The following is a 21,413-nucleotide window of genomic DNA, read 5'->3' on the forward strand; positions in this document are numbered from 1 at the left end:
ATAGTTATTGGTACAAGTTATAAAGAATCAAACACTGTTTTAAGATTATGGATTTAACTGATTGATGCTATTACTTTTCTTGATTTCGTCACGAATATCCTTTAGATATTCATTTTTTTGTTTCATTAACTTTAAGATAGTAAGTGCTACATAAATAATAAAAACGATAATACCTAAGTATACCAATATAGAAATTAATCCAAATAAGGATGCTGCCATCATAAGTAAACCCTCCAAACTATATTTTATAATTATTTTACCGTATTTTTCCTCATGATCTTTTGTTTTTTTAAAATATACTTTCGACTAGTGTCTAAAAATGACAAGTTTAAAATGTACCATTTATTCATTTCCGTGGTATCAAAAATTAATCGATAACTAGAATATTTACGCCTTCATGAGTCATCCTGCCATTCTAATTCTTTGATGAATGAGACTTACTTTCAAAGAATGGAAACCCTGATGGATATTATTTGAAATTTTCTTATATTTTCTCTTGAAACTTTAGTGCTGAGAAGTGATAATAGTTAATATTATCTGAAAAATTAAACATAGGGGATATGCAGAATGAAAGTAGTTAAATTTGGGGGAACTTCTCTTGCATCCGGTGAGCAGTTGAGTAAAGTTTTTGAGATTGTTGTATCAGATTCACAACGTAAAATAGTGGTAGTATCGGCACCAGGTAAACGATTTTCATCCGATACTAAAGTGACAGATTTGCTCATTGCCTGTGGAGAAAGCTGGTTAAATGGGGCTTGTGATCAATATTTATTTGATATGGTTATTGATCGATACCGATTAATAGCAGAGGATTTATCCGTTTCAGGCTCTGTCGTCGAAAGAATTAGAGCTGATTTAATGGAAATTCTTAATGGAGACCTGAGCGATAAGGGTCAGTTTATGGATGCCGTTAAAGCCAGTGGAGAAGACAATAATGCCAAATTGGTAGCTGCTTTTTTCCAAGCCAGAGGTGTAGAGGCTGAATACATGAATCCTCGTGAGGCAGGACTAATAGTCAGTGATGAGCCGGGGAATGCTCAGGTTTTAGCAGAATCGTATGCCAATCTATATCATTTAAGAAATAAAAAAGGAATTGTCATATTTCCAGGATTCTTTGGTTATACAACGGATGGAAAGGTGATGACGTTCCCTCGGAGCGGCTCGGATATTACCGGTTCGATTCTGGCTAATGCAGTTAAAGCTGATTTATACGAAAATTATACAGATGTTGATGCCGTATTTTCTGTTAATCCAACGATTATTAATAAACCAAAGGAAATCAGTGTATTGACGTATCGAGAAATGCGTGAACTTTCCTATGCAGGCTTTAGTGTTTTGCATGATGAAGCATTAATTCCCGCCTTTAAAGCAGGGATTCCAGTAAATATTAAAAATACGAATAATCCGTTATCACCTGGTACCATGATTGTGAATAAAAAAGAGCTAACCAATGGTCCGGTTGTCGGTATTGCAAGTGACAATGATTTTTGCAGCATTTATGTTAGCAAATATTTAATGAACAGAGAAATAGGTTTTGGACGTAAACTTCTTCAAATCCTTGAAGATTTAAAGTTGTCCTATGAACATGTTCCTTCGGGAATTGATGATTTGACTGTCATTTTAAGACAGAATCAAATGGACTCTGAGCTTGAAGAGATTATTAGGAACCGGATTATAAATGAATTAGAGGCTGACGAAGTGAAAATTGAACACAATTTATCCTTGATTATGATTGTGGGAGAGGGAATGCGTTCGAATGTTGGTACAGTTGCCAGGGCATCCAAGGCTTTGGCAAATGCCGGCATTAATATCGAAATGATCAATCAAGGGTCTTCTGAAGTCAGTATGATGTTTGGTGTGAAAGAACTTCAGGAAAACCGAGCAGTGGCTGCTCTTTACAATGAATTTTTTACCAGTGTAAGCGTATAAGGAAAAGTGGTAAATCCAATTATAGAAATGTTTCATAATGCCATCATCCAAAGAACAAAACTTTTCTATATTAATAGGATCAAACCGGAGTGGTTAATGCAGGGACGGAGGAACCGATATGGTAAAGGCAATCATGTTTGACCTCGATGATACATTGTTATGGGATCAAAAAAGTGTTCAGGAAGCTTTCAGGGTAACCTGCAGGCTGGCTATGAATAAATATCAGATTGACCCAGTGCAGCTAGAAGAATCAGTTAGAAAGGAAGCCACAAAACTGTACAGCTCCTATGAAACATTCGCTTTCACACAAATGATTGGGATAAATCCATTTGAGGGATTATGGGGGGATTTTCAGGATAACCATGAGCAATTTCAAAAGATGGCTCAAATCATGCCGCTCTATCGCAAGGATGCGTGGACGAATGGGTTGAAAGCATTGGGAATAGAGGATGCAGATCTAGGACAGGAATTAGCAGAAAAGTTTCCTGAAGAAAGAAGAAAACATCCCTTTATTTATGAGGATACCTTTGAAGTGCTGGACCAATTAAAGGGATGTGTTAAACTTCTTTTACTGACAAATGGCTCCCCGCAATTGCAAACAACAAAGCTGGAAATAACACCTGAAATAGCTCCTTATTTCGATCATATTGTCATTTCTGGGGATTTTGGACAAGGTAAGCCGGCTCATGAACTCTTTGAACATGCTGTAGAGTTATTAGAGGTTGAAAAAAAAGAAGTCCTGATGGTTGGAGATAATCTGATGACGGATATTCTCGGTGCCAATCGTGCAGGAATAAAATCTGTTTGGGTAAACCGCCATCATAAAGTAACGGATCAAGTGAAGCCTACCTATGAGATTAAGAAACTGGCAGATTTACTACCATTGCTGAAGGAAATATAACTATGAACATCTTGTGAGAGAATTTCACGAAGTGTCGCGGAGACCAATTCATCCTTAAGGGGTTAAAAACCCCAGGTTGAATTGGTTTTTTATTTTTGGCTGTTTTCGTAATGATGATTTGCTTTTACTTACAACAATGAGCCTATATTTGAAAACTACCTAGTTTACATTACATAAAAAAAGATTGAGAGTGAAGATTTATAATATCCATATTGACCCAATAGCTCCTTGACATGGGATATATAAATAGCTACCATGAGTACATTGTAATTTTACAATTATTGGTGGGTTGATTTAAATATATCTTGAAAAGTCGGTGTATAGCAGTGGGGGAATTAAGAAATAAATGGACTGAGGAAACTAAGTTATTGATAGCTGCGCTGGTGTTGTTGATCATTTATTTGGCTCCGATGTTTATACTTGGTGAAGATTCTCATATACGGGTGCATGATAACTTAGATTCCAATATCGCTTGGTACAAGGTTCTGAAGGATAATCAAATGCTGTTTGGACCGATAAATGAGACTATTCCACAAATCATTAATGGTTTGCCGAGGAACTCAATTGGAACTGAATTCAGCGGAATTGAATGGCTCCATTATTTATTACCATCCATGACGGCATATTCAATCAGTCAGGGGATTACTAGAATCTTTGCGTTTATAGGAATGTATCTCTTACTTAAAAAGCATTTTGTTAGAAAAGAGGAACATGGCTTTATACGTGTATTCGTTGCATTGGCCTTTGCTTTGACTCCTTTTTGGCCATCCGGAATGCTTGCCACATTGGGGCATCCATTAGCCTTGTATGCATTTTTAAATATTAGAGGCAGAGATAGTAAATGGACGGATTGGCTCATTCTAATCCTTTTACCTTTTTATTCAAGCTTTGTACTAGGGTTCTTTTTCTTCCTGGTGGCTATGGGATTGCTTTGGCTTTATGACTGGATCAAGAAAAAAGACCCTAATTGGAAATTCTTCGGAAGTATTGCTTTAATGACTTTTATTTACCTGTTGATCGAATATCGCTTGGTTTATTCTTTGGTATTTCCTGAAGAGCCAAACAGCCGGGATGAATATTTCAGCTCTGCATTAGGATTTGCGCGATCTGTCCGTCTGATATTTAAAAATTACATAATTGGACATAATCATGTATTAACGCTTCATCAATATATTATTTTGCCTGTGTCATTTATAGCTTTATGGTTTATTTATCGGAATAAGCTTTGGAAAAGTGAGAAACGCTATGTTCAGCTGTTTATCTTGAATTTTATTTTGTCTGCATGGTATGCGTTTTGGTTTTATGAGGGATGGGCATCCTTGAAAGAACAAATTTCACTTTTAAATAATTTTAACTTTGCCCGTTTTCATTTCCTGAGACCATTAGTTTTGTACTTATTGTTTGCCCTGTCCTGCCGTATTCTTTGGAAAAATGGAGGGGGATGGAGGCTATTTTCAAAAGGAGTCATTATCGCTCAGCTGCTTGTCTTATTTATGTACAATCCGGAAGTGTATTATGGAAGGCTAGATGCACCGACTTTTAAGGAGTTTTATGCTGTTGACCAATTTACTGAGATTAAAGATTATATTGGAAAACCTCAAGATACGTACAGAGTGGTAAGTATAGGATTACATCCTGCTATTGCTCAATATAATGGCTTTTATACTTTGGATACGTATAACAATTACTATCCATTGGCGTACAAGCATCAGTTCCGAGAAATTATTGAGAAGGAGCTGGATAAGAACGCTCAGCTTAAAAAATATTTTGATAAATGGGGCGGGCGTTGTTATATTTTCGTGGATGAGCTTGGTAAGAAATATGATTACGAAAAGTATTCATCCAAAACAATAAAAAATTTAGAGTTGAATACGAAGGTACTGAAAGAAATGGGTGGTCAATATATAATCTCAGCTGTACCTATTGTGAATGCAGATGAGAATAACCTTGAATTGATGGATGTTTTTGATCATGAAGATTCAGCGTGGAAGATCTATCTATATCATGTCATGTAAAGGAGTTACTCATAATGAATCTGCCTGTATTAACAATCGTTGTGCCTTGTTACAATGAACAGGAAGTATTATCTAAAACATCTGAAGAGCTTTCATCCATTCTAAAAGAGTTATTGGACTCCGGTGTAATCTCAGAAAGAAGTGCTATTTTATTTGTGGATGATGGCAGTGTTGATGATACTTGGGATTTAATACAAATGGAGAGTGTACAGAATAGGTTAGTCAAGGGTCTGAAATTAGCGGGCAATGTGGGTCATCAAAATGCATTGCTCGCTGGTCTGGCAACGGCCCAAAAGCATTCTGATTGTGTTATCTCCATCGATGCTGATTTACAGGATGACATTCAGGTCATAAAAGAGATGGTTGAAAAATACAATCAGGGATATGATATTGTCTATGGAGTTCGAGATCAGCGAAAGAAGGATACTTTATTCAAACGGACCACAGCGCTTAGCTTTTATCGTATGATGGGTAAATTGGGAATCAAGTTAATTCCTAATCATGCAGATTTTAGATTAATGAGCAAGCGTGCATTGGGAGAACTCTTAAAATATAAGGAACGGAATTTATTCTTAAGAGGTATGATTCCAATGATTGGCTTTTCCTCCGCTGAAGTCTTTTATGATCGGAAGGAAAGAGAAGCGGGAGAGTCTAAATATCCGTTAAAGAAAATGATTTCTTTTGCGCTTGATGGCATTACCTCCTTTAGTGTTGCGCCGATACGCTGTGTTACCTACATTGGCTTTTTGACGCTATTTATCAGTGTGGTCGCAGGCAGCTATGCTCTGATTCAAAAAACACTGGGGAATACACAATCTGGCTGGACTTCCATCATGATTTCTCTGTGGATCATTGGTGGCTTGCAGTTGATTGGTATTGGAATAGTGGGTGAATACATTGGCAAGATTTTTAAAGAGGTTAAACAAAGGCCGATTTATGCCATTGATGTGGACAACTATACTGAAGATCAAAAAGACCAGGCGAACCAGAAAAATCAATATAAATCTCGCTAACAGGAATATATGTATCATTGGTTTGAAAACAGGAAGGAAACTACATGACGCTTGATGCTATTACATATTATATACAGCTGTATGGATACTGGGTGATTATCTTAGTTTTATTTTGCGGGATTGTAGGAATTCCTGCACCTGAAGAAACATTTGTTATTTTTATCGGTGCTGTCATTGCTGAACAAAACCTTAATTTTCTATGGGCCATCTGCGCTGCACTATTGGGTGCTAATGTGGGTATGTTTTTTACCTATATGATTGGAAGGAAGCTTGGGACATCCATCATCCAGAAGTATGGAAATCTAGTGAAAATCACACCGAAACGCTGGCAGAGTATGCATACTAGGTTTGATCAATTTGAAAATAAAATGGTTGTTATAGGATATTTTTTACCGGGACTTAGACAGCTAACTCCCTATATGTCAGGAACACGTGAATTACCATATGCAAAATTTTTCTCACTCGCATTTTTAGCAAGCTTACTATGGACAACCCTTTATATGACGATTGGATTTTATTTCGGAAATATGATTGGTCTCAAGTATTTAAGCTTCATTGCGGTCATTTTTTTCTTGATTTTCATCGTAGTACTTGCATGGAAAAATTGGTTCTCTCCTGCGAGAAGTAAAGTTAGCTCTTAAAAAATATTTTACATATTGTTCATTATAATGTAGAGAAACAGAAGCCGCTGTTAGGATGAACTGACAGCGGCTTCTGTTTTAACATATCTTATATCTTTTTTGTTTTGAAAATCGTAACCGCAACAGCTAGGCATATTCCGACCATGCCGACAGATATTGCAATCGGCGTGACATACTCTCCCGGTGCTTTGAGCCCTGTCAGGAGACTCATGGCTTCGGTTAGCTTCATCGGTGTGAGAGATTCTAGCTTTGGGAAAAGTCCGATGAGATAAACCGCCAGTACAGTACCCCCAGTTCCGAGTAAAACAGTGGTATTACTAGAGGATAGTGTAGAAAACAGCACCATAAATGATAACACCCAAAGCCCGAAAAGCCAGTAACACATTGCTGCAAAGCTAGTGTACACGGCGATGCTATTATCCCAATAAAAAGCATTATAAGCATAAGTAATACCAAAGCAAATCCAATAGCAAGCTGTCCACGATATAAATATCATCATGCTCTTTGCGATAACGAATTTCCAGCGCGAGAGACCCTTTGTCAGAACAGGGATGAGTGTTCCTTTTTGATATTCTGAAGTAAAGGATCCACTGCACATCAGTATAAAAATAATCAGTGCTATTGGAATATTTTTATAAAATTGTATCCAGGAGGTCAAGGCATCTACAGTAACCTCTGTAACGACAAGGCCTGTTCCCTCCAAAGAGTCTGCCATCATCTCCATCATCCATGGAGTTATCTTTGCTATAGCTGGATTCATAATCCCGAAAAGTACAAATACTAGCAGTAGAATGAGCACTCGTCCTGTTCGACTCCATTCCATCCACTCTTTTTTGAAAAAAGCTAGAAAAGATTTCATTTACTGACGACCTCCATAAACAGAGATTCCAGCGATAGCTCCTGCTTTTCGAAACGGCGGAAAGGAATATGATGCTCCAAGATAAAACGTAAGACAGCTTCTGTCTGTACCTGATCAGCTCGCTCCAGCAATAGATGATTTTCATTGCTTTTTTTGATGCTTGGAAAAGCTAAAAGCAGTTTTGCCGTATCTTCTGGATACTCCAACTCAATTTCATACCCGATGCTTGCATGTTCTCTTTTTAACTTCTCCATTGATTCCTGCAATACGATTTGTCCTTCGTGAAGGAATGCGACCTCATCACATATACGCTCAACATCGGAAAGAATATGCGTGGAAAAGAGAATAGTTGTATGTTCCTTTGCTGCGGTAAGAATATCTAGAATTTCCCTTCTTCCAACAGGATCGAGAGAGGAGGTCGGTTCATCGCAAATCAACAGTCTAGGTCGGTTGAAAAGCGCTTGTGCAATTCCGAGCCGTTGCTTCATGCCGCGTGAAAAACCTTTGATTCGCCGTTTCTCATTGGAGAGTCCCACAAGCTCCAGAAGCTCCTTGGTACGAGCCTTGATACTCGAAGATGACATCCCTGTGAGCTCACCGCAAAAATGCAAATATTCCTTAGGAGTCATAAAAGAATAAAACTCAGGTACATCAGGTAAATATCCAATAAGCCGATTTGTGGGAGTATCGCCGTAGCGAACCTTTTCTCCGCCAACAGTAATCTCCCCGCTGTTTGCCTCCAGCAAGCCAAGAATGATTTTCATAGTCGTAGTTTTCCCAGCACCATTCTGACCCACAAAACCAAAAACAGTATGCTCCGCTACAGAAAAAGTGACATCCTCTAATACTGTTTTATCTCCAAATCGCTTTTTTACATGAGATAAAGTTAACATATTCATCATGCATCCTCTTTTCCAAGCAGAAAATACAGAATAGGTCCTATAAATTGCATGCCGATTATCACGATAACTAGCCACATGGTACGACTGCCGCGCTTATAGTTCTTATGAGTCAAAATATGATGTATGGTAAAACCCAGCAATGTAAATTCTGCAATAACCAAAGGAATAATAAAGGGTAAGAATTCTTTGACTTCATTCATAATATTTCACTCCTTCCGTAAGTTCTCTTTGTATTCTCTTAAATTCTAGATCGTCTTGAAGTGCTGTCAATAATGGATGCTTAAAAGACTCCAGTACACTTTTTGCCACAAGGCGCATATTTCGTGGCGGTGATGCTCCTAGGTCAAGTTTGCTAATCCATTCATCCAGCCTGTCAAAATAAGCATCGCCGTGGAGCAACGCGTGCTCATGGGTAAAAAGCACTCGAACTACCTGAACATATTGATTTAGCATTCCCAGCGCCTTTTCTTTTTCTCCATGTGTGATATAGACAAGTGCTGCCTGATAGAAAAATTGTGCTGCGCTATTGGGATGCAGGTTGTTTAAATCATATAGCCGAATCAATCCCTCTGTTTTTTTAATCGTTTTTTCACATACTGCAGGGTCATCCATATGAATGGCTAGGTATTGGACCGCAGTTGTAATCAGCGATATCACATGTAGATACATATTGATTTGTGTATAGCTTTTGGCTTTGTCTAAATCCCCGACGGTCAGATAGGCCTGTGCCAAAATTGAATCACTTTGGTGATAGATGCGAGTTGGATCTGCTATCATCTCCAATGCTTCAATGACTTCTTCAGCTTTACCGAGTTGGAGGTTGAATACAGCTTTCACAGTGATAGCATCATTACAAATATCTATTACTTTACAATTTTCCTCTATATGCTCACAAAGTGTTACAGCTTCGTGCAAAATTCTTTGTTGCTCATCATGGTCCTTTGCAAGAGGAAAATGGTTCAGCCAAAGGATGCAGATCTGGAGTAAAAAGGAATAACAGGAATAATAGCGGCGAACCAGTTCTCGTGATTTATTCATCACTTCATTAAAGGGCAGTCTTGTATAGTCAGAAGCAAGCTCCACATATAGCTTTTGGATTTGTTCCCGACTCAACTGTGCTTCATAGCCCAGCAATTCATCTATACTTACATCTAGAAAAGATGCGAGCTGGGGTAATAGTAAGATGTCCGGCAAGCTCTGTTTATTTTCCCATTTAGATACGGATGCCTTCGTAACACCGATAAAATCCGCTAATTCCTTTTGGGTGAGTTTCTTTTTACGGCGCAGGTTAGCAAGGTTATGTGAAAAATTTAATGAGTACATACAACTACCTCCTATAACTATTGTAACCATAGATGCTGTAAAGCTAAATGGAGCAATACGATATTTTTCGATACAAAATCAACTAACGGGAAACTTTACGTTAAACAGTCAATAATAAATAAGCCTCAGGATCTTGTTATGGTGATCCAATGAATGTCAGTTCACGGCAACTCCAATCATAAATCCAATCTCCAAGTGGCTTACCTATGATATTTTTTTGCCTGTTGATATTAAAAAATCGTTCCTCTAAATCGTTGTTTACTTATGTAAATTAAGGGGGTTATTGTTATTATGAATAAGGGATAGTAAAAGTACTTTTTGTATTCTTTTGAAGAAATGGGTTTTCTAAGATTTCTTATAGCATTAATTGATTAATAATTCAGAAAATAGGAAAGGGCATGTGGATATGTTTTTAGTAATAGAACTGAATAGGACTGATTTATTTTACATACATTTATTTTAGTTGGCTCTTTATTAAGTAGGAATCGCAAAGAAGTTATTAATATTAAAGATTCCTATAAAGAAATGAACCTATAGTTCTCAGCTAATTTATGGATGTTCAATAGAGCATCCTTTATTACATAATCAGGGAGTGAGAAGATGTTAGAACAACTTAAACCAAAACGGATCAAAAAGGGAGATACAGTGGGCGTCATTGCTCCTGCCAGTCCTCCAAAGAAGGAGGCCCTTCAAAAAGCACTGTCTTTTCTGGAACAGGATTTAGGTCTTACCGTAAAAATGGGCAGTCATATCTATAAGGAATATGGCTATCTTGCAGGCGAAGACGCAGAACGGGTGGAAGATCTTGAAGCGATGTTTAAGGACGAAGACGTAAAAGCCATTATCTGTGCTTGTGGGGGATATGGGACGGCGCGAATTGCGGATGCCATTAATTATGAAGTCATTAGGAATAACCCAAAGATTTTCTGGGGATATTCAGATATTACATTTATACATACGGCAATTCGACAAAAGACTGGCTTGGTTACCTTTCACGGTCCTATGCTTGCATCTGATTTAGGAAATGATGATATACATCCTCGCTCTAAGGAATCATTTAAACAGCTTTTTCAATCAGAAGAAGTGAATTATAAAGAGGATATCTCCCCTTTACACCCATTTATTGAGGGAGAAGCGGAGGGTGAATTAGTAGGAGGAAATCTAAGCTTGATCACAACGACCTTGGGGACTCCTTTCGAAATAGATACGAAAGGAAAGCTCCTTTTAATAGAAGATATTTATGAAGAGCCTAGGAATATTGATATCTTCTTAAATCATTTATGGTTGGCTGGAAAGTTAAGTGATATTGCCGGTCTTGTCATCGGTGATTTTGCCGATTGCGAGCCAAAAAGCAGACGGACACTCACCCTTGATGAGGTATTGACTCACTATACAAAACTGATTAATAAGCCAGCTATGGGTGGATTTAAAATTGGTCATTGCAATCCACATATTGGAATACCACTTGGCGTGAAAGCCAAAATCAGCACTGCAGAGAAGACACTTACCATTGAAAGCGGAATTGCAGATGAAAATTAGTAATATCGAAACCTATCGTATACAAGTTCCTTTAATTAAACCATTTAAAACAGCATTAAGGATTGTAAATACAGCTGACTCTGTTTATGTCAAAATTCAATGTGACAATGGTTTGGTTGGATGGGGAGAAGCAACCGCAACTGCTGTTATTACTGGTGATACATTACAATCAATAGAAACAGCTATTCACGACTTTTTTAAACCCAGTTTAATAGGAAAAGATATTTTGTGTTTCGAAGAGATTTTTCATGACCTATCCGCTATTATGACAAGAAATTCAAGCGGAAGAGCGGCAATTGATATGGCTATTTATGATTGTCTGGCCCAAAATAGTAAGCTGCCCCTTTATCAGTATTTAGGTGGCAGAAGCTCTCGGCTTGAAACAGACTTTACGGTAAGTGTGGATATCCCTCACATAATGGGGGAGGAGGCATTGGAATATGTAAAGAGCGGTTTTACAACCTTAAAGGTTAAAGTAGGTCTCGGTAATATAAATGAGGATATTGCGAGAGTGAAAGAAATTAGAAAGTGTGTGGGGAATGAGATTACGATACGTCTGGATGCTAACCAAGGATGGACTGCGAAGGAAGCGATTCAGGCAATCCGCCGTATGGAGGAAATGGGTTTACAAATTGAATTGGTGGAACAACCGGTCAAGGCAGATGATTTGGAAGGGCTCAGACAAGTAACTAATCAGGTAAATACATTTATTATGGCAGATGAAAGTGTATTTACCCCAAGGCAAGCCTTAGAGGTCATTCGTACACGGAGTGCAGACATGATTAATATTAAATTGATGAAAACTGGAGGGATTTTTTACGCCCAGTACATTAACCAATTAGCTGAGGCGGCAGGGATGGAATGCATGATGGGCAGTATGATTGAAACACATTTAGGTTTAACAGCTGCTGCTCACTTTGCTGCAAGTAAACGTAATATTACCCGCTATGATTTTGATGCCCCTCTCATGTTATCCCGCTCCCTGATTGAAGGCGGCATACAATATAAGGGTAGTAAATTTACTTTACCCGAAATAGAAGGCTTAGGTATAAGGAATATTCAGCTCAAGTGAGAGGAGGATCAAAAAGTGGGATTTACTCACAAAATCATGACCGTTAATGTAACTGTAGCGACCGTTTGGACTACAAATCAGTCTTATAGAGAGCTTGATCGTCCAGCCATTAGCCATCCGGTCCGATTGGAGGATTGGCTTCTATTTATGAATGAGGCTGAGCGGCTTGATTTATGCGAATCCAATAGAATCCAGACCCAATTATTATTTGGTGAACAGGTCCTGCTGCTCGAATATAAACATGGATGGGCCCATATCATTGCCATCGAGCAGTCTTCAAAGAAAGATTCCAGAGGATATCCAGGCTGGGTACCTCTATGCCAGCTGGAGAATTATGAACCTGCATCCAATGACACTTTTGCCTTGATTACAAGTCGGAAGGCTTTGCTTACACTGGAAAAAACACAAGATACCCTAGTGCTAAGCTATCAAACGAAGTTATCATACCTTGGTGAAAAAGATGGACGGATACTTGTAGACACCCCCTTAGGTATTGGAAATTTACACAGAGATGATATAGCTTTATTTAACTGTAAAGAGAGAGGGAAGCCAGGGAGTGATATAGACATTGTCACTTCTGGAGAGCAATTCGTCGGCTTACCCTATTTGTGGGGTGGACTGAGCAGTTATGGGTATGATTGCTCAGGATTTACCTATACAATTTATAAGGCAAATGGCTATAGTATTCCACGTGATGCAAGTGAGCAGGCGCAATATGGTACGCCGATTGCGCTGAATGGGGTACAAAGGGGGGACTTGCTTTTCTTTGCATATGATAATGGAAAAGGAGCCATTCATCATGTCGGGATTTATTATGGACAAGGTAAACTTCTTCATTCACCGCATACGGGTAAATCAATTGAAATTATCCCGATTGAAGGCACTATATATGAAAAAGAGTTATGCATGGCAATGAGATGTTTGGAAAAGTAGAATTCAAAGCATGTATGTATTTAATATTGTCCCTATTTTATAGAAAGACTCCAAACATATAGTTTAACTGCTTAAAAAGATAGTTTAAATGATTCGTACCAAAAAAGACAAAACCATGATGGAAAGAAAGGTTAGAAGAAACAATGTGGAACCATATTATCGGTATCAATGATTAGTCCTGATCAGAGCTTTTCCATACTGATCGGGACCTTTTTGTATTGAGTGGTTATCTGAATAATGTTAATGGTCATTCCCTATAATGACCCTTTATGCTAATCGATTATTTTAATAGAGGTAATACTCTTGCTACTCAATTTTGTAATAAATAAAGTTGTATAATATACTAGTTTCAAGATAAATTTAAAGTGATCTTAATAGAATTGAAATCCTGTGAGGTAAGAATCTCAAGAATTCGAGGGATAAATTGGAACGTTTCAAGCGATCAATTGGGGGAATATGCATGAGAGACTATTTTATAAAGGGAACAAATATGAAACTTCCAACACTTTTTATGCTGCATGGTACAGGTGGAACAGAGCATGATTTAGTGCCGATTGCTAAATTAATTTCACCTGAGTCCTCCATTTTAAGTGTACGAGGCAACGTTTCGGAAAATGGAATGCCAAGGTTCTTTAAAAGATTGGCTGAAGGTATTTTTGATGTTGAAGATTTAAAGTTTCGTACAAAGGAACTAAACGATTATTTAAACGAAGCCTCAGTCAAGTATGGGTTTGACCGAAACAATGTGTTGGCAATCGGTTATTCAAATGGAGCTAATATAGCTGCCAGTATGCTTTTTCACTACCAACATGTATTAAAAGGAGCTATTTTGCATCATCCTATGGTTCCTTTAAGAGGAATAAAGCTGCCAGAAATGGAACGTCTGCCAATCTTTATAGGTGCCGGCAAAAACGATCCAATTTGTTCACCGGAAGAAACAAAAGAACTGAGTGAAATACTGAAGGCTGCCGGAGCCAAAGTAGAGGTTTATTGGGAACAAAATGGACACCAGCTGACACAATCAGAGGTAGAGGCTGCAGGATTATGGTTTTCTCAGCAATTTAAATAAATTGGAGATGATTAGATGATATCGCTAAATCCAACCGAAATGAGTGAACGAGAGAATTATACCTTTTTAACAGGGGCAGTCGTTCCTAGACCGATTGCCATTATCTCAACCATTTCTAACGAAGGAATTATGAATATTGCACCTTTTAGTTATTTTACGATCGTTAGTTCAAATCCCCCGCTGATTGCTGTATCAATCCAGCGACGGAATGGCGAAAGAAAGGATACTGCAAGAAATGCAATCGATTCGGGAGAATTTGTCCTCCATATTACAGATGAAGAAAACGTGGAGGGAGCGAATTGGACAGCAGCTGAATTGCCTCCGGACCAAAGTGAACTAGAAGGATCTCCCTTTCAAACAGTAGATAGTGTTCATGTACGAGTCCCAGGGCTTAGCCCTGCGAAGATTCGGATGGAATGTACCGTACATAAAGTAATACCGCTTGGAGGCCATACCGCAGAAGATGCAGGTTGTGATCTACTAATCGGTAATATTGTTTTTTATCATATAGATGAAGCCATCTACAAGGATGGTACAATCAGTACAGAATTACTCAAGCCTGTTTCCCGGCTTGCTGGCCAAAATTTTATGAAGATTGGTGAACAATTTATTCTGGAAAGACCAAAATAATAGCGTACAGAACTTCCCACTTCAAGTAGGGAGGTTTTTTTTATGGGTTCTTTTGGTAATAGAAAAGGTCTAAAAGACTATAAAAGATAAGTTTTTCTTTAATTAAGTCATAAGATTTTCTTATTAAAAATTAAAAAAAGGTACAAAATATCTAATTAAATTACAAATTTGTTAAATTACTAGAAGGACTTTCACTAAATATTCAGAATATATAACCAGTATACGAGTGGTTGCGCTTTCATAACCACCTTAATATAGATAAATCAGACAAGTGGGGGTAATGAATGAACGCTTTAGGTAATGGGAATCGGATGTCAGAACTCGGTCGCAGGAGAGGTTTTTGGATCTCATTAATTGCTGTATTACTGGTACCGTTAGTTTATGGATTGATTATGCTAACGCCAAGTTGGGGACCATATGATAATCTTTCAAACTTGCCGGTCGCAGTTGTGAATAATGATTCAGGTACTGTAACAGACGGTAAGGAAGTTAATGTTGGTAGAGATTTGGTAGCGAAACTGAAAGACGGGAATGACCTGGGATGGAGATTTGTCAGTAAGGAACAAGCAAATCGCGGACTTAATGATAATGAATATTATATGGTAATTGAGATTCCTGAAGACTTTTCCCAAAAGGTAGCAACCGTAATGGATGAAAATCCGGAAAAACCGGAACTAAAGTATACGCAGAATGAAGGGCTGCATTTTATAGCTGCAACAGCAACGAAAACAGCTATAGGAACAATTAAAGAGCAGCTTGCTGATACAATCACCGCTACCTATACCAGTACAGTTTTTGCCCAGCTTGGTGATGTAGCAGAAGGATTTAAATCCGGTGCGGATGGTTCAACAAAGCTCCATGAAGGCTCTGTTAAACTGAAGGAGGGTACTGGAACCCTACTAGATTCACTAACAACAAAAACAGGCGATATTCAAAAACTGGCAGACGGTTCAAAGCAAGTGGAACAGGGGCTCGGTCAATTGAATGGAACAATGGCTGGAAAATCAGCTGATATCGCAAGATTGGCAAATGGAGCAGCTCAGGTCAGTGATGGGTCGAGCCTTATGCATTCAACAGTAAGTGGTAAGACCGGCGATATCAATACACTTGCAAGTGGGTCGAAGCAGGTTGAGGATGGGTTAGGCCAGTTGAATGGCACAATGGCAGGAAGTTCAGCTAGTATTGCCATGCTGGCTGATGGGGCAGCTGATCTCAGAAACGGCTCAGGTTTAATTTATTCAACCGTTGGCGGTAAGGCCGCTGAAATTCAACAACTAGCAGATGGATCAAAGTCAATTGAAGACGGTTTAGGGACCTTGTCAGGAACATTTAGTGCGAAGGAGAAGGATATTGAGGCTCTTGCAAAAGGATCCAAAGAACTTAAAGATGGATCAGATTATCTTTATTCCCAGCTTGATGGCAATAAAGGTAAGATTGAGGAGTTGGCTAATGGTGGAGCAGCTATTTATGATGGGACTGAAAAGTTGAAAAAAGGTACTTCTGATATGTTGCTTGGTTTACAATCAGCTCAAACAGGAGTCAAACAATTAAATGGTAGTATGCCTGAACTGGAAAATGGAAGCGCTAAAATTTCTGGAGGTTTAAATCAATTAGCAGCGAAAACACCTGACTTAGCAGATGGAGCTGCCAGAGTTGCGGCAGGTATAGAAAAATTAGCTGAGAAAATTCCTGGGATAGAACTTAACCCAGATTATCAAGAGTTATTAAAAGGTGCAAAAGCTGTAGCTGAAGGAACTGCTCTGGTAAATGGAGGTATAAAGGGAGAAAATGGTCTCAATGCAGGTGCAGCTTTATTGGCTTCAGGTATTTCTGAAAAGCTTAAACCAGGTATAGAACAATTAAATGGTGCATTTGAAAATCAAATAATACCGGGTCAAAAGGATATTGTTCAAGGAGCATCAGAATTAACAGTGGGTGCTGAACAAATAAAATCTGGTACGGATTCAGTAAAAACAAATTGGGGAGTAATCACTAATGGTGTTGGTGAAATTAATGGCGGTCTTACCACAGTAGCTGCCGGAAATCAATCAGTTAACGAAGGTTGGAAAACTGCAGTAGACGGATCCAAACGTCTTTATGACGGATCCAAACAAGTAGCAGCAGGCACAGGGTCAGTTAATACTGCATGGGGTACGTTAACAACATCTTTAGACACGCTAAATAAAGGTGCTGCGCAAGTGGCAGACGGTAATGCTACGGTAAACGATGGCTGGAAAACCGCAGTAGCAGGTTCTAAACAGCTTTATGATGGTTCCAAGCAAGTGGCCGATGGAACAGCAACAGTGAATAGCGCATGGGGTACATTATCAACATCTTTGAATACGTTGAAAAATGGTGCTGCTGAAGTGGCTGGTGGTAATGCCACAGTGAATGCAGGCTGGAAAACAGCTGTTGATGGATCTAAGCAGCTATTTGATGGATCTAAGCAAGTAGCCGATGGTAACGCAACGGTTAATACTGGCTGGGGTACGATGAAGGAAGGGGTAACTGAAATTGATAAAGGTGTCGGTCAAATCAAAGATGGTACACTTGAATTATCCAACGGCTTAGGTGACGGAGCTGAAAAAACGGCCGGTATAAATGCTACTGATGAAACGATTAGCATGTTCTCCTCGCCGGTTGAGCTGATCGATTCGAAAATTAATAGTTATCCGTATTATCGTTACGCAAACGCACCATATGTACTATCGTTAGCATTATTTGTGGGTGTTTTATTAATGATGTTAGTTGTTGGGGTTAGAAAACCAATGGATGAAGCTAGTTCAGGCTTCGCATGGTATTCAAAAAGATTTGGTTTGCTTGCTTTATTGGTAGCTGGTCAGGCCATCCTTCTTTCTGGCTTTACCATATTCTTTGTTAATTCAGGATTTGCGAATAGCCTGTTGCTTATCTTGTTTGCTGTATTGGCGAGTATCTCATTTATGTCCATTGTGTTCTTCCTGACTATGCTTGCCGGCAACATTGGTTTGTTTATAGGCGTGGCACTTCTGATTATGCAGCTATCTACTACCGGATCTGCATTGCCAATTGATATGCTGCCTGAATATTTACGTACTCTAAGCAATTTCTTGCCGATGACTTATTCGATTGCAGGCTTCCGAGCATTAGTATCATTGGATGACATCGGTATGATGTTTGCGAATGCAACGATACTAGTTGTGTTCCTGCTCCTGTTTGCTGGACTGTCCGTTGGATTATCCTTTTTCAAAAAAAATGAATCAGGAGGAGATGCAGAAATAGTAAGGTAAATATAATTATATAAATCCCTTTTAGTAGAAGAATGCATAGATTAATTGTATTCTATATTGAAAGGGATTTTTACTTATGAATAAGGGGTCCGAATGGGAGAGATTAGATTGAATCAGAAAATATTACCGGCAGCTTCAACTATGAAGGACTTTGAAAAGTTTTTACAATCAGGATTTAAAACAGGTGTTATTTTAGAGACTCATCTTGGGCAAATCAAACATATTACTCAAATGGCCAAAATGGCAGATAAACAACTGTTTTTTCACGTGGATTTAATCAATGGATTAAAAAATGATGAATATGGTACTCAATATTTATGTCAGGATTTTAAACCATTTGGTGTCATATCCACAAAATCAGCGGTTATTCAAGAAGCAAAAAAACATCAGGCAATAGCTGTGCAGCGAATCTTTATGATTGATAGCCATGCGCTCGAACGCAGCTATAAGATGGTCAAAAAATCACAGCCTGATTATATTGAAGTACTACCGGGCGCACTTCCTAATATGATTAAAGAAGTTGCAGGGGAAATTCAGCTGCCGATCTTTGCGGGTGGTTTAATCCGAACAGTTGAGGAAGCGAAAGAAGCACTTGAAGCTGGTGCTGTCTCGATAACCTCGTCTAAACGAGAACTTTGGCAGTATTTTGCAGGGGAATGAGTCGAATTCCCTATTTATTTCTTTTTATTTGACAGCGTTTACAAAAAGTTTTACACTGTGTTTAAGTTAATAAGTATGTGGAAAGACATGGAGACACAGGTGGCAGTATTCCTTAATAAGTAGGAATACTTTAGTGCTTGTTTCTTCATTTTTTTTTGAAATTATATGATAGGGAGATGGAAGGAATGACACCATTTTGGGGTGAATTAGTAGGCACGATGATCTTGATTGTTTTTGGAGCAGGAGTGTGTGCTGGAGCCAACTTAACTAAATCTTATGCAAAGGATGCTGGGTGGATTGTTATCACTATAGCTTGGGGGCTTGGTGTTACATTAGGCGTATTTGCAGTCGGCGGCATTAGCGGTGCTCATTTAAATCCTGCTGTTACATTTGGTCTTGCGTTTAGCGGAGATTTTGCTTGGGCAGATGTACCTGGATATATTTTGGCGCAAATGATTGGAGCAATGATTGGGGCAACTCTTATTTATTTACAATACTTACCACATTGGAAGGCGACTGAAGATCCAGGGACAAAATTAGGGGTTTTCGCAACTGGTCCGGCTATTCCTCATACATTTTCAAATTTACTTAGTGAAATTATAGGAACATTTATTTTATTGCTTGGTCTGCAATTTATTGGAGCAAATGATTTTACGGAAGGCCTAAATCCATTCGCAGTCGGTCTTTTAATCGTAGGAATCGGTATGGCTCTTGGGGGAACAACTGGTTACGCCATCAATCCGGCACGTGACTTAGGTCCGCGTATTGCACATGCGATTCTTCCGATAGCGGGGAAAGGCCCATCTAATTGGGGATATGCTTGGATTCCGGTTGTAGGTCCTATTCTCGGCGGATCCTTGGGGGCTTTGTTCCATAAAGCGGTCTTCAATAATACGTTGACAGGCGCTTTCTGGGCAGTATTAGCTGGCACTGTAGTTATCTTGGTAATCGCTTATTTTATGACTAATAAAGATTCAGAACAAGCACTACGACAAGCTAATGATCCAGCAAAAGCAAGGTTATAAGTTACTAACTTTAGAGAAATCGATTATAATATAAAAATTAGTAGATGGGAGATGAAAAAAATGGAGAAATATATTTTATCAATTGATCAGGGGACCACTAGTTCCAGAGCTATTTTATTCAATAAAAAAGGGGAAATTGTACATAGTGCTCAAAAGGAATTTACACAGTACTTTCCAAAGCCGGGCTGGGTGGAGCATAATGCCAACGAAATTTGGGGTTCAGTGCTTGCTGTTATTGCGGGCTGTCTTTCAGAATCAGGTATAGAGGCAACAGATATTGAAGGAATCGGAATTACAAATCAGCGTGAAACAGCGGTGGTTTGGAATAAAGAAACAGGTCAACCTATTTATAATGCGATAGTTTGGCAATCCCGCCAGACAAGAGATATATGCGAGGAATTGAAAAATGCTGGCCACAATGATCTTTTTCATTCCAAAACTGGTTTATTAATAGATGCCTATTTTTCTGGGACAAAAGTTAAGTGGATCCTCGATAATGTAGAAGGTGCGCGTGATTTAGCCAATGAAGGAAAATTGTTATTCGGGACAATTGATACATGGCTAATCTGGAAGCTATCCGGCGGTAAAGCTCACGTAACTGATTATTCCAATGCTTCAAGAACAATGATGTACAATATTTATGACCTGCAATGGGATGATGAATTGCTGGAGATATTAGATGTTCCGAAATCCATGCTTCCAGAAGTGCGTCCTTCATCTGAAGTATATGCACAAACCATTGATTATCACTTCTTTGGTAAGAGTATCCCAATTGCCGGTATTGCTGGTGACCAACAGGCAGCATTGTTTGGCCAGGCATGCTTTGAAAAAGGAATGGCTAAAAACACATATGGAACAGGCTGTTTTATGCTCATGAATACTGGTGAAAAACCGGTTAAATCGGAAAAAGGATTATTGACGACTTTAGCCTGGGGATTAAATGGTAAAGTTGAATATGCATTGGAAGGTAGTATCTTTGTAGCGGGTTCTGCTGTTCAATGGCTCCGAGATGGATTAAGGATGCTTAAGGATGCTGCTGATAGCGAGACATATTGCCGGGCAGTTGACTCTACAGATGGAGTATATGTCGTTCCAGCCTTCGTAGGTCTTGGTACTCCATATTGGGATAGTGATGCAAGAGGAGCGGTCTTCGGTCTGACAAGAGGGACTACAAAAGATCACTTTATCAGAGCAACAGTTGAATCTTTAGCTTACCAAACAAAAGCTGTTATTGATGCAATGGAAGAGGAATCCGGAATTGAATTGAAAACATTGCGTGCCGATGGCGGGGCCGTTAAGAATTCATTCTTAATGGAATTCCAGAGTGATATCTTAAACGTGCCGGTTGAAATACCAAAAATTAATGAAACGACTGCCCTTGGAGCTGCTTATTTAGCTGGGCTGGCTGTTGGATTCTGGGAAAGCCAGGATGAAATTGCTGCCCAATGGATCATTGATAAATCATATGAACCAACTATGGAACAAGAGAAACGTAATGAATTAGTTGATGGTTGGGAAAGAGCTGTGGCAAGTACCAGAACCTTTAAATGATAATTCAATTTTGTATGAGTTTTACTCAAAAAATGATATAATGAAAATAAGTTAATATAAGGTTAGAGATTTTAAGAGACCG

19 protein-coding genes are annotated in these 21,413 nt (G+C 38.8%); 14 read left to right on the forward strand and 5 right to left on the reverse strand.

All coding sequences use genetic code 11. The features are described 5' to 3' along the window. Positions 1 to 45: 45 nt before the first annotated feature. A complete protein-coding gene (locus tag FHY47_RS18760; protein WP_175354221.1) occupies positions 46 to 222 on the reverse strand; it encodes a hypothetical protein in 177 nt (58 codons plus the stop codon). 345 nt (positions 223 to 567) lie between these two features. Between FHY47_RS18760 and FHY47_RS00515 the strand changes: the two genes are divergently transcribed. From FHY47_RS00515 to FHY47_RS00535, 5 genes are all read left to right on the forward strand, one after another. Further along, positions 568 to 1,929, forward strand: coding sequence for an aspartate kinase (locus FHY47_RS00515; protein ID WP_148629511.1), 1,362 nt, complete (start codon positions 568 to 570; stop codon positions 1,927 to 1,929). A gap of 118 nt (positions 1,930 to 2,047) precedes the next feature. Next, positions 2,048 to 2,830, forward strand: coding sequence for an HAD family hydrolase (locus FHY47_RS00520; protein ID WP_148629512.1), 783 nt, complete (start codon positions 2,048 to 2,050; stop codon positions 2,828 to 2,830). Positions 2,831 to 3,156: 326 nt separating this feature from the next. Beyond that, on the forward strand, positions 3,157 to 4,845 hold the full coding sequence (locus FHY47_RS00525; RefSeq protein ID WP_148629513.1) for a DUF6044 family protein: 1,689 nt from the start codon (positions 3,157 to 3,159) through the stop codon (positions 4,843 to 4,845). A gap of 14 nt (positions 4,846 to 4,859) precedes the next feature. Further along, positions 4,860 to 5,858, forward strand: coding sequence for a glycosyltransferase family 2 protein (locus tag FHY47_RS00530; RefSeq protein ID WP_148629514.1), 999 nt, complete (start codon positions 4,860 to 4,862; stop codon positions 5,856 to 5,858). A gap of 44 nt (positions 5,859 to 5,902) precedes the next feature. Then, positions 5,903 to 6,499, forward strand: coding sequence for a DedA family protein (locus tag FHY47_RS00535; protein WP_148629515.1), 597 nt, complete (start codon positions 5,903 to 5,905; stop codon positions 6,497 to 6,499). A gap of 88 nt (positions 6,500 to 6,587) precedes the next feature. On the opposite strand, the gene FHY47_RS00540 is transcribed toward FHY47_RS00535, so the two are convergent. The 4 genes from FHY47_RS00540 to FHY47_RS00555 are packed head-to-tail and all read right to left on the reverse strand — an operon-like array spanning position 6,588 to position 9,583. Further along, a complete protein-coding gene (locus FHY47_RS00540) occupies positions 6,588 to 7,358 on the reverse strand; it encodes an ABC transporter permease subunit (protein WP_148629516.1) in 771 nt (256 codons plus the stop codon). Next, a complete protein-coding gene (locus FHY47_RS00545; RefSeq protein ID WP_148629517.1) occupies positions 7,355 to 8,257 on the reverse strand; it encodes an ABC transporter ATP-binding protein in 903 nt (300 codons plus the stop codon). The genes FHY47_RS00540 and FHY47_RS00545 overlap by 4 nt, the downstream gene beginning before the upstream one ends. Next, positions 8,257 to 8,460, reverse strand: a complete 204-nt coding sequence (locus FHY47_RS00550; RefSeq protein ID WP_148629518.1) for a PLDc N-terminal domain-containing protein — start codon at positions 8,458 to 8,460, stop codon at positions 8,257 to 8,259. Before FHY47_RS00550 ends, FHY47_RS00545 begins: the two co-directional genes overlap by 1 nt. Beyond that, positions 8,453 to 9,583 carry a helix-turn-helix domain-containing protein gene (locus FHY47_RS00555; RefSeq protein WP_148629519.1) on the reverse strand — a complete coding sequence of 377 codons (1,131 nt, stop codon included), beginning with the start codon at positions 9,581 to 9,583 and terminating at the stop codon, positions 8,453 to 8,455. The genes FHY47_RS00550 and FHY47_RS00555 overlap by 8 nt, the downstream gene beginning before the upstream one ends. 600 nt (positions 9,584 to 10,183) lie before the next feature. On the opposite strand from FHY47_RS00555, the gene FHY47_RS00560 reads away from it, so the two are divergent. From FHY47_RS00560 to glpK, 9 genes are all read left to right on the forward strand, one after another. After that, positions 10,184 to 11,122 (forward strand): S66 peptidase family protein, encoded by a 939-nt coding sequence (locus FHY47_RS00560; protein ID WP_139891343.1) that lies wholly within the window; start codon positions 10,184 to 10,186, stop codon positions 11,120 to 11,122. After that, positions 11,112 to 12,194, forward strand: coding sequence for a dipeptide epimerase (locus FHY47_RS00565; protein WP_066101083.1), 1,083 nt, complete (start codon positions 11,112 to 11,114; stop codon positions 12,192 to 12,194). Before FHY47_RS00560 ends, FHY47_RS00565 begins: the two co-directional genes overlap by 11 nt. A gap of 15 nt (positions 12,195 to 12,209) precedes the next feature. Continuing rightward, positions 12,210 to 13,127, forward strand: a complete 918-nt coding sequence (locus FHY47_RS00570; protein ID WP_306821537.1) for a C40 family peptidase — start codon at positions 12,210 to 12,212, stop codon at positions 13,125 to 13,127. A 460-nt stretch (positions 13,128 to 13,587) separates the two neighbouring features. Beyond that, positions 13,588 to 14,196, forward strand: coding sequence for an alpha/beta hydrolase (locus tag FHY47_RS00575; RefSeq protein ID WP_139891342.1), 609 nt, complete (start codon positions 13,588 to 13,590; stop codon positions 14,194 to 14,196). Positions 14,197 to 14,211: 15 nt separating this feature from the next. Then, entirely contained in the window at positions 14,212 to 14,826 is a 615-nt protein-coding gene (locus FHY47_RS00580) for a flavin reductase family protein (protein ID WP_066101077.1), read from the forward strand. A 284-nt stretch (positions 14,827 to 15,110) separates the two neighbouring features. Beyond that, on the forward strand, positions 15,111 to 18,095 hold the full coding sequence (locus FHY47_RS00585) for a YhgE/Pip domain-containing protein (RefSeq protein ID WP_148629520.1): 2,985 nt from the start codon (positions 15,111 to 15,113) through the stop codon (positions 18,093 to 18,095). A gap of 108 nt (positions 18,096 to 18,203) precedes the next feature. Then, positions 18,204 to 18,755 (forward strand): glycerol-3-phosphate responsive antiterminator, encoded by a 552-nt coding sequence (locus tag FHY47_RS00590; protein ID WP_316245978.1) that lies wholly within the window; start codon positions 18,204 to 18,206, stop codon positions 18,753 to 18,755. A gap of 185 nt (positions 18,756 to 18,940) precedes the next feature. Further along, complete coding sequence (locus FHY47_RS00595; RefSeq protein WP_066101072.1) at positions 18,941 to 19,780, forward strand: MIP/aquaporin family protein; 840 nt, start codon at positions 18,941 to 18,943, stop codon at positions 19,778 to 19,780. Positions 19,781 to 19,840: 60 nt separating this feature from the next. After that, positions 19,841 to 21,331, forward strand: coding sequence for a glycerol kinase GlpK (gene glpK, locus FHY47_RS00600; protein WP_139891340.1), 1,491 nt, complete (start codon positions 19,841 to 19,843; stop codon positions 21,329 to 21,331). Positions 21,332 to 21,413: the final 82 nt, after the last annotated feature.

The organism is Bacillus sp. E214, assembly GCF_008087365.1.
Taxonomy (GTDB): Bacteria; Bacillota; Bacilli; order Bacillales; family Pradoshiaceae; genus Pradoshia.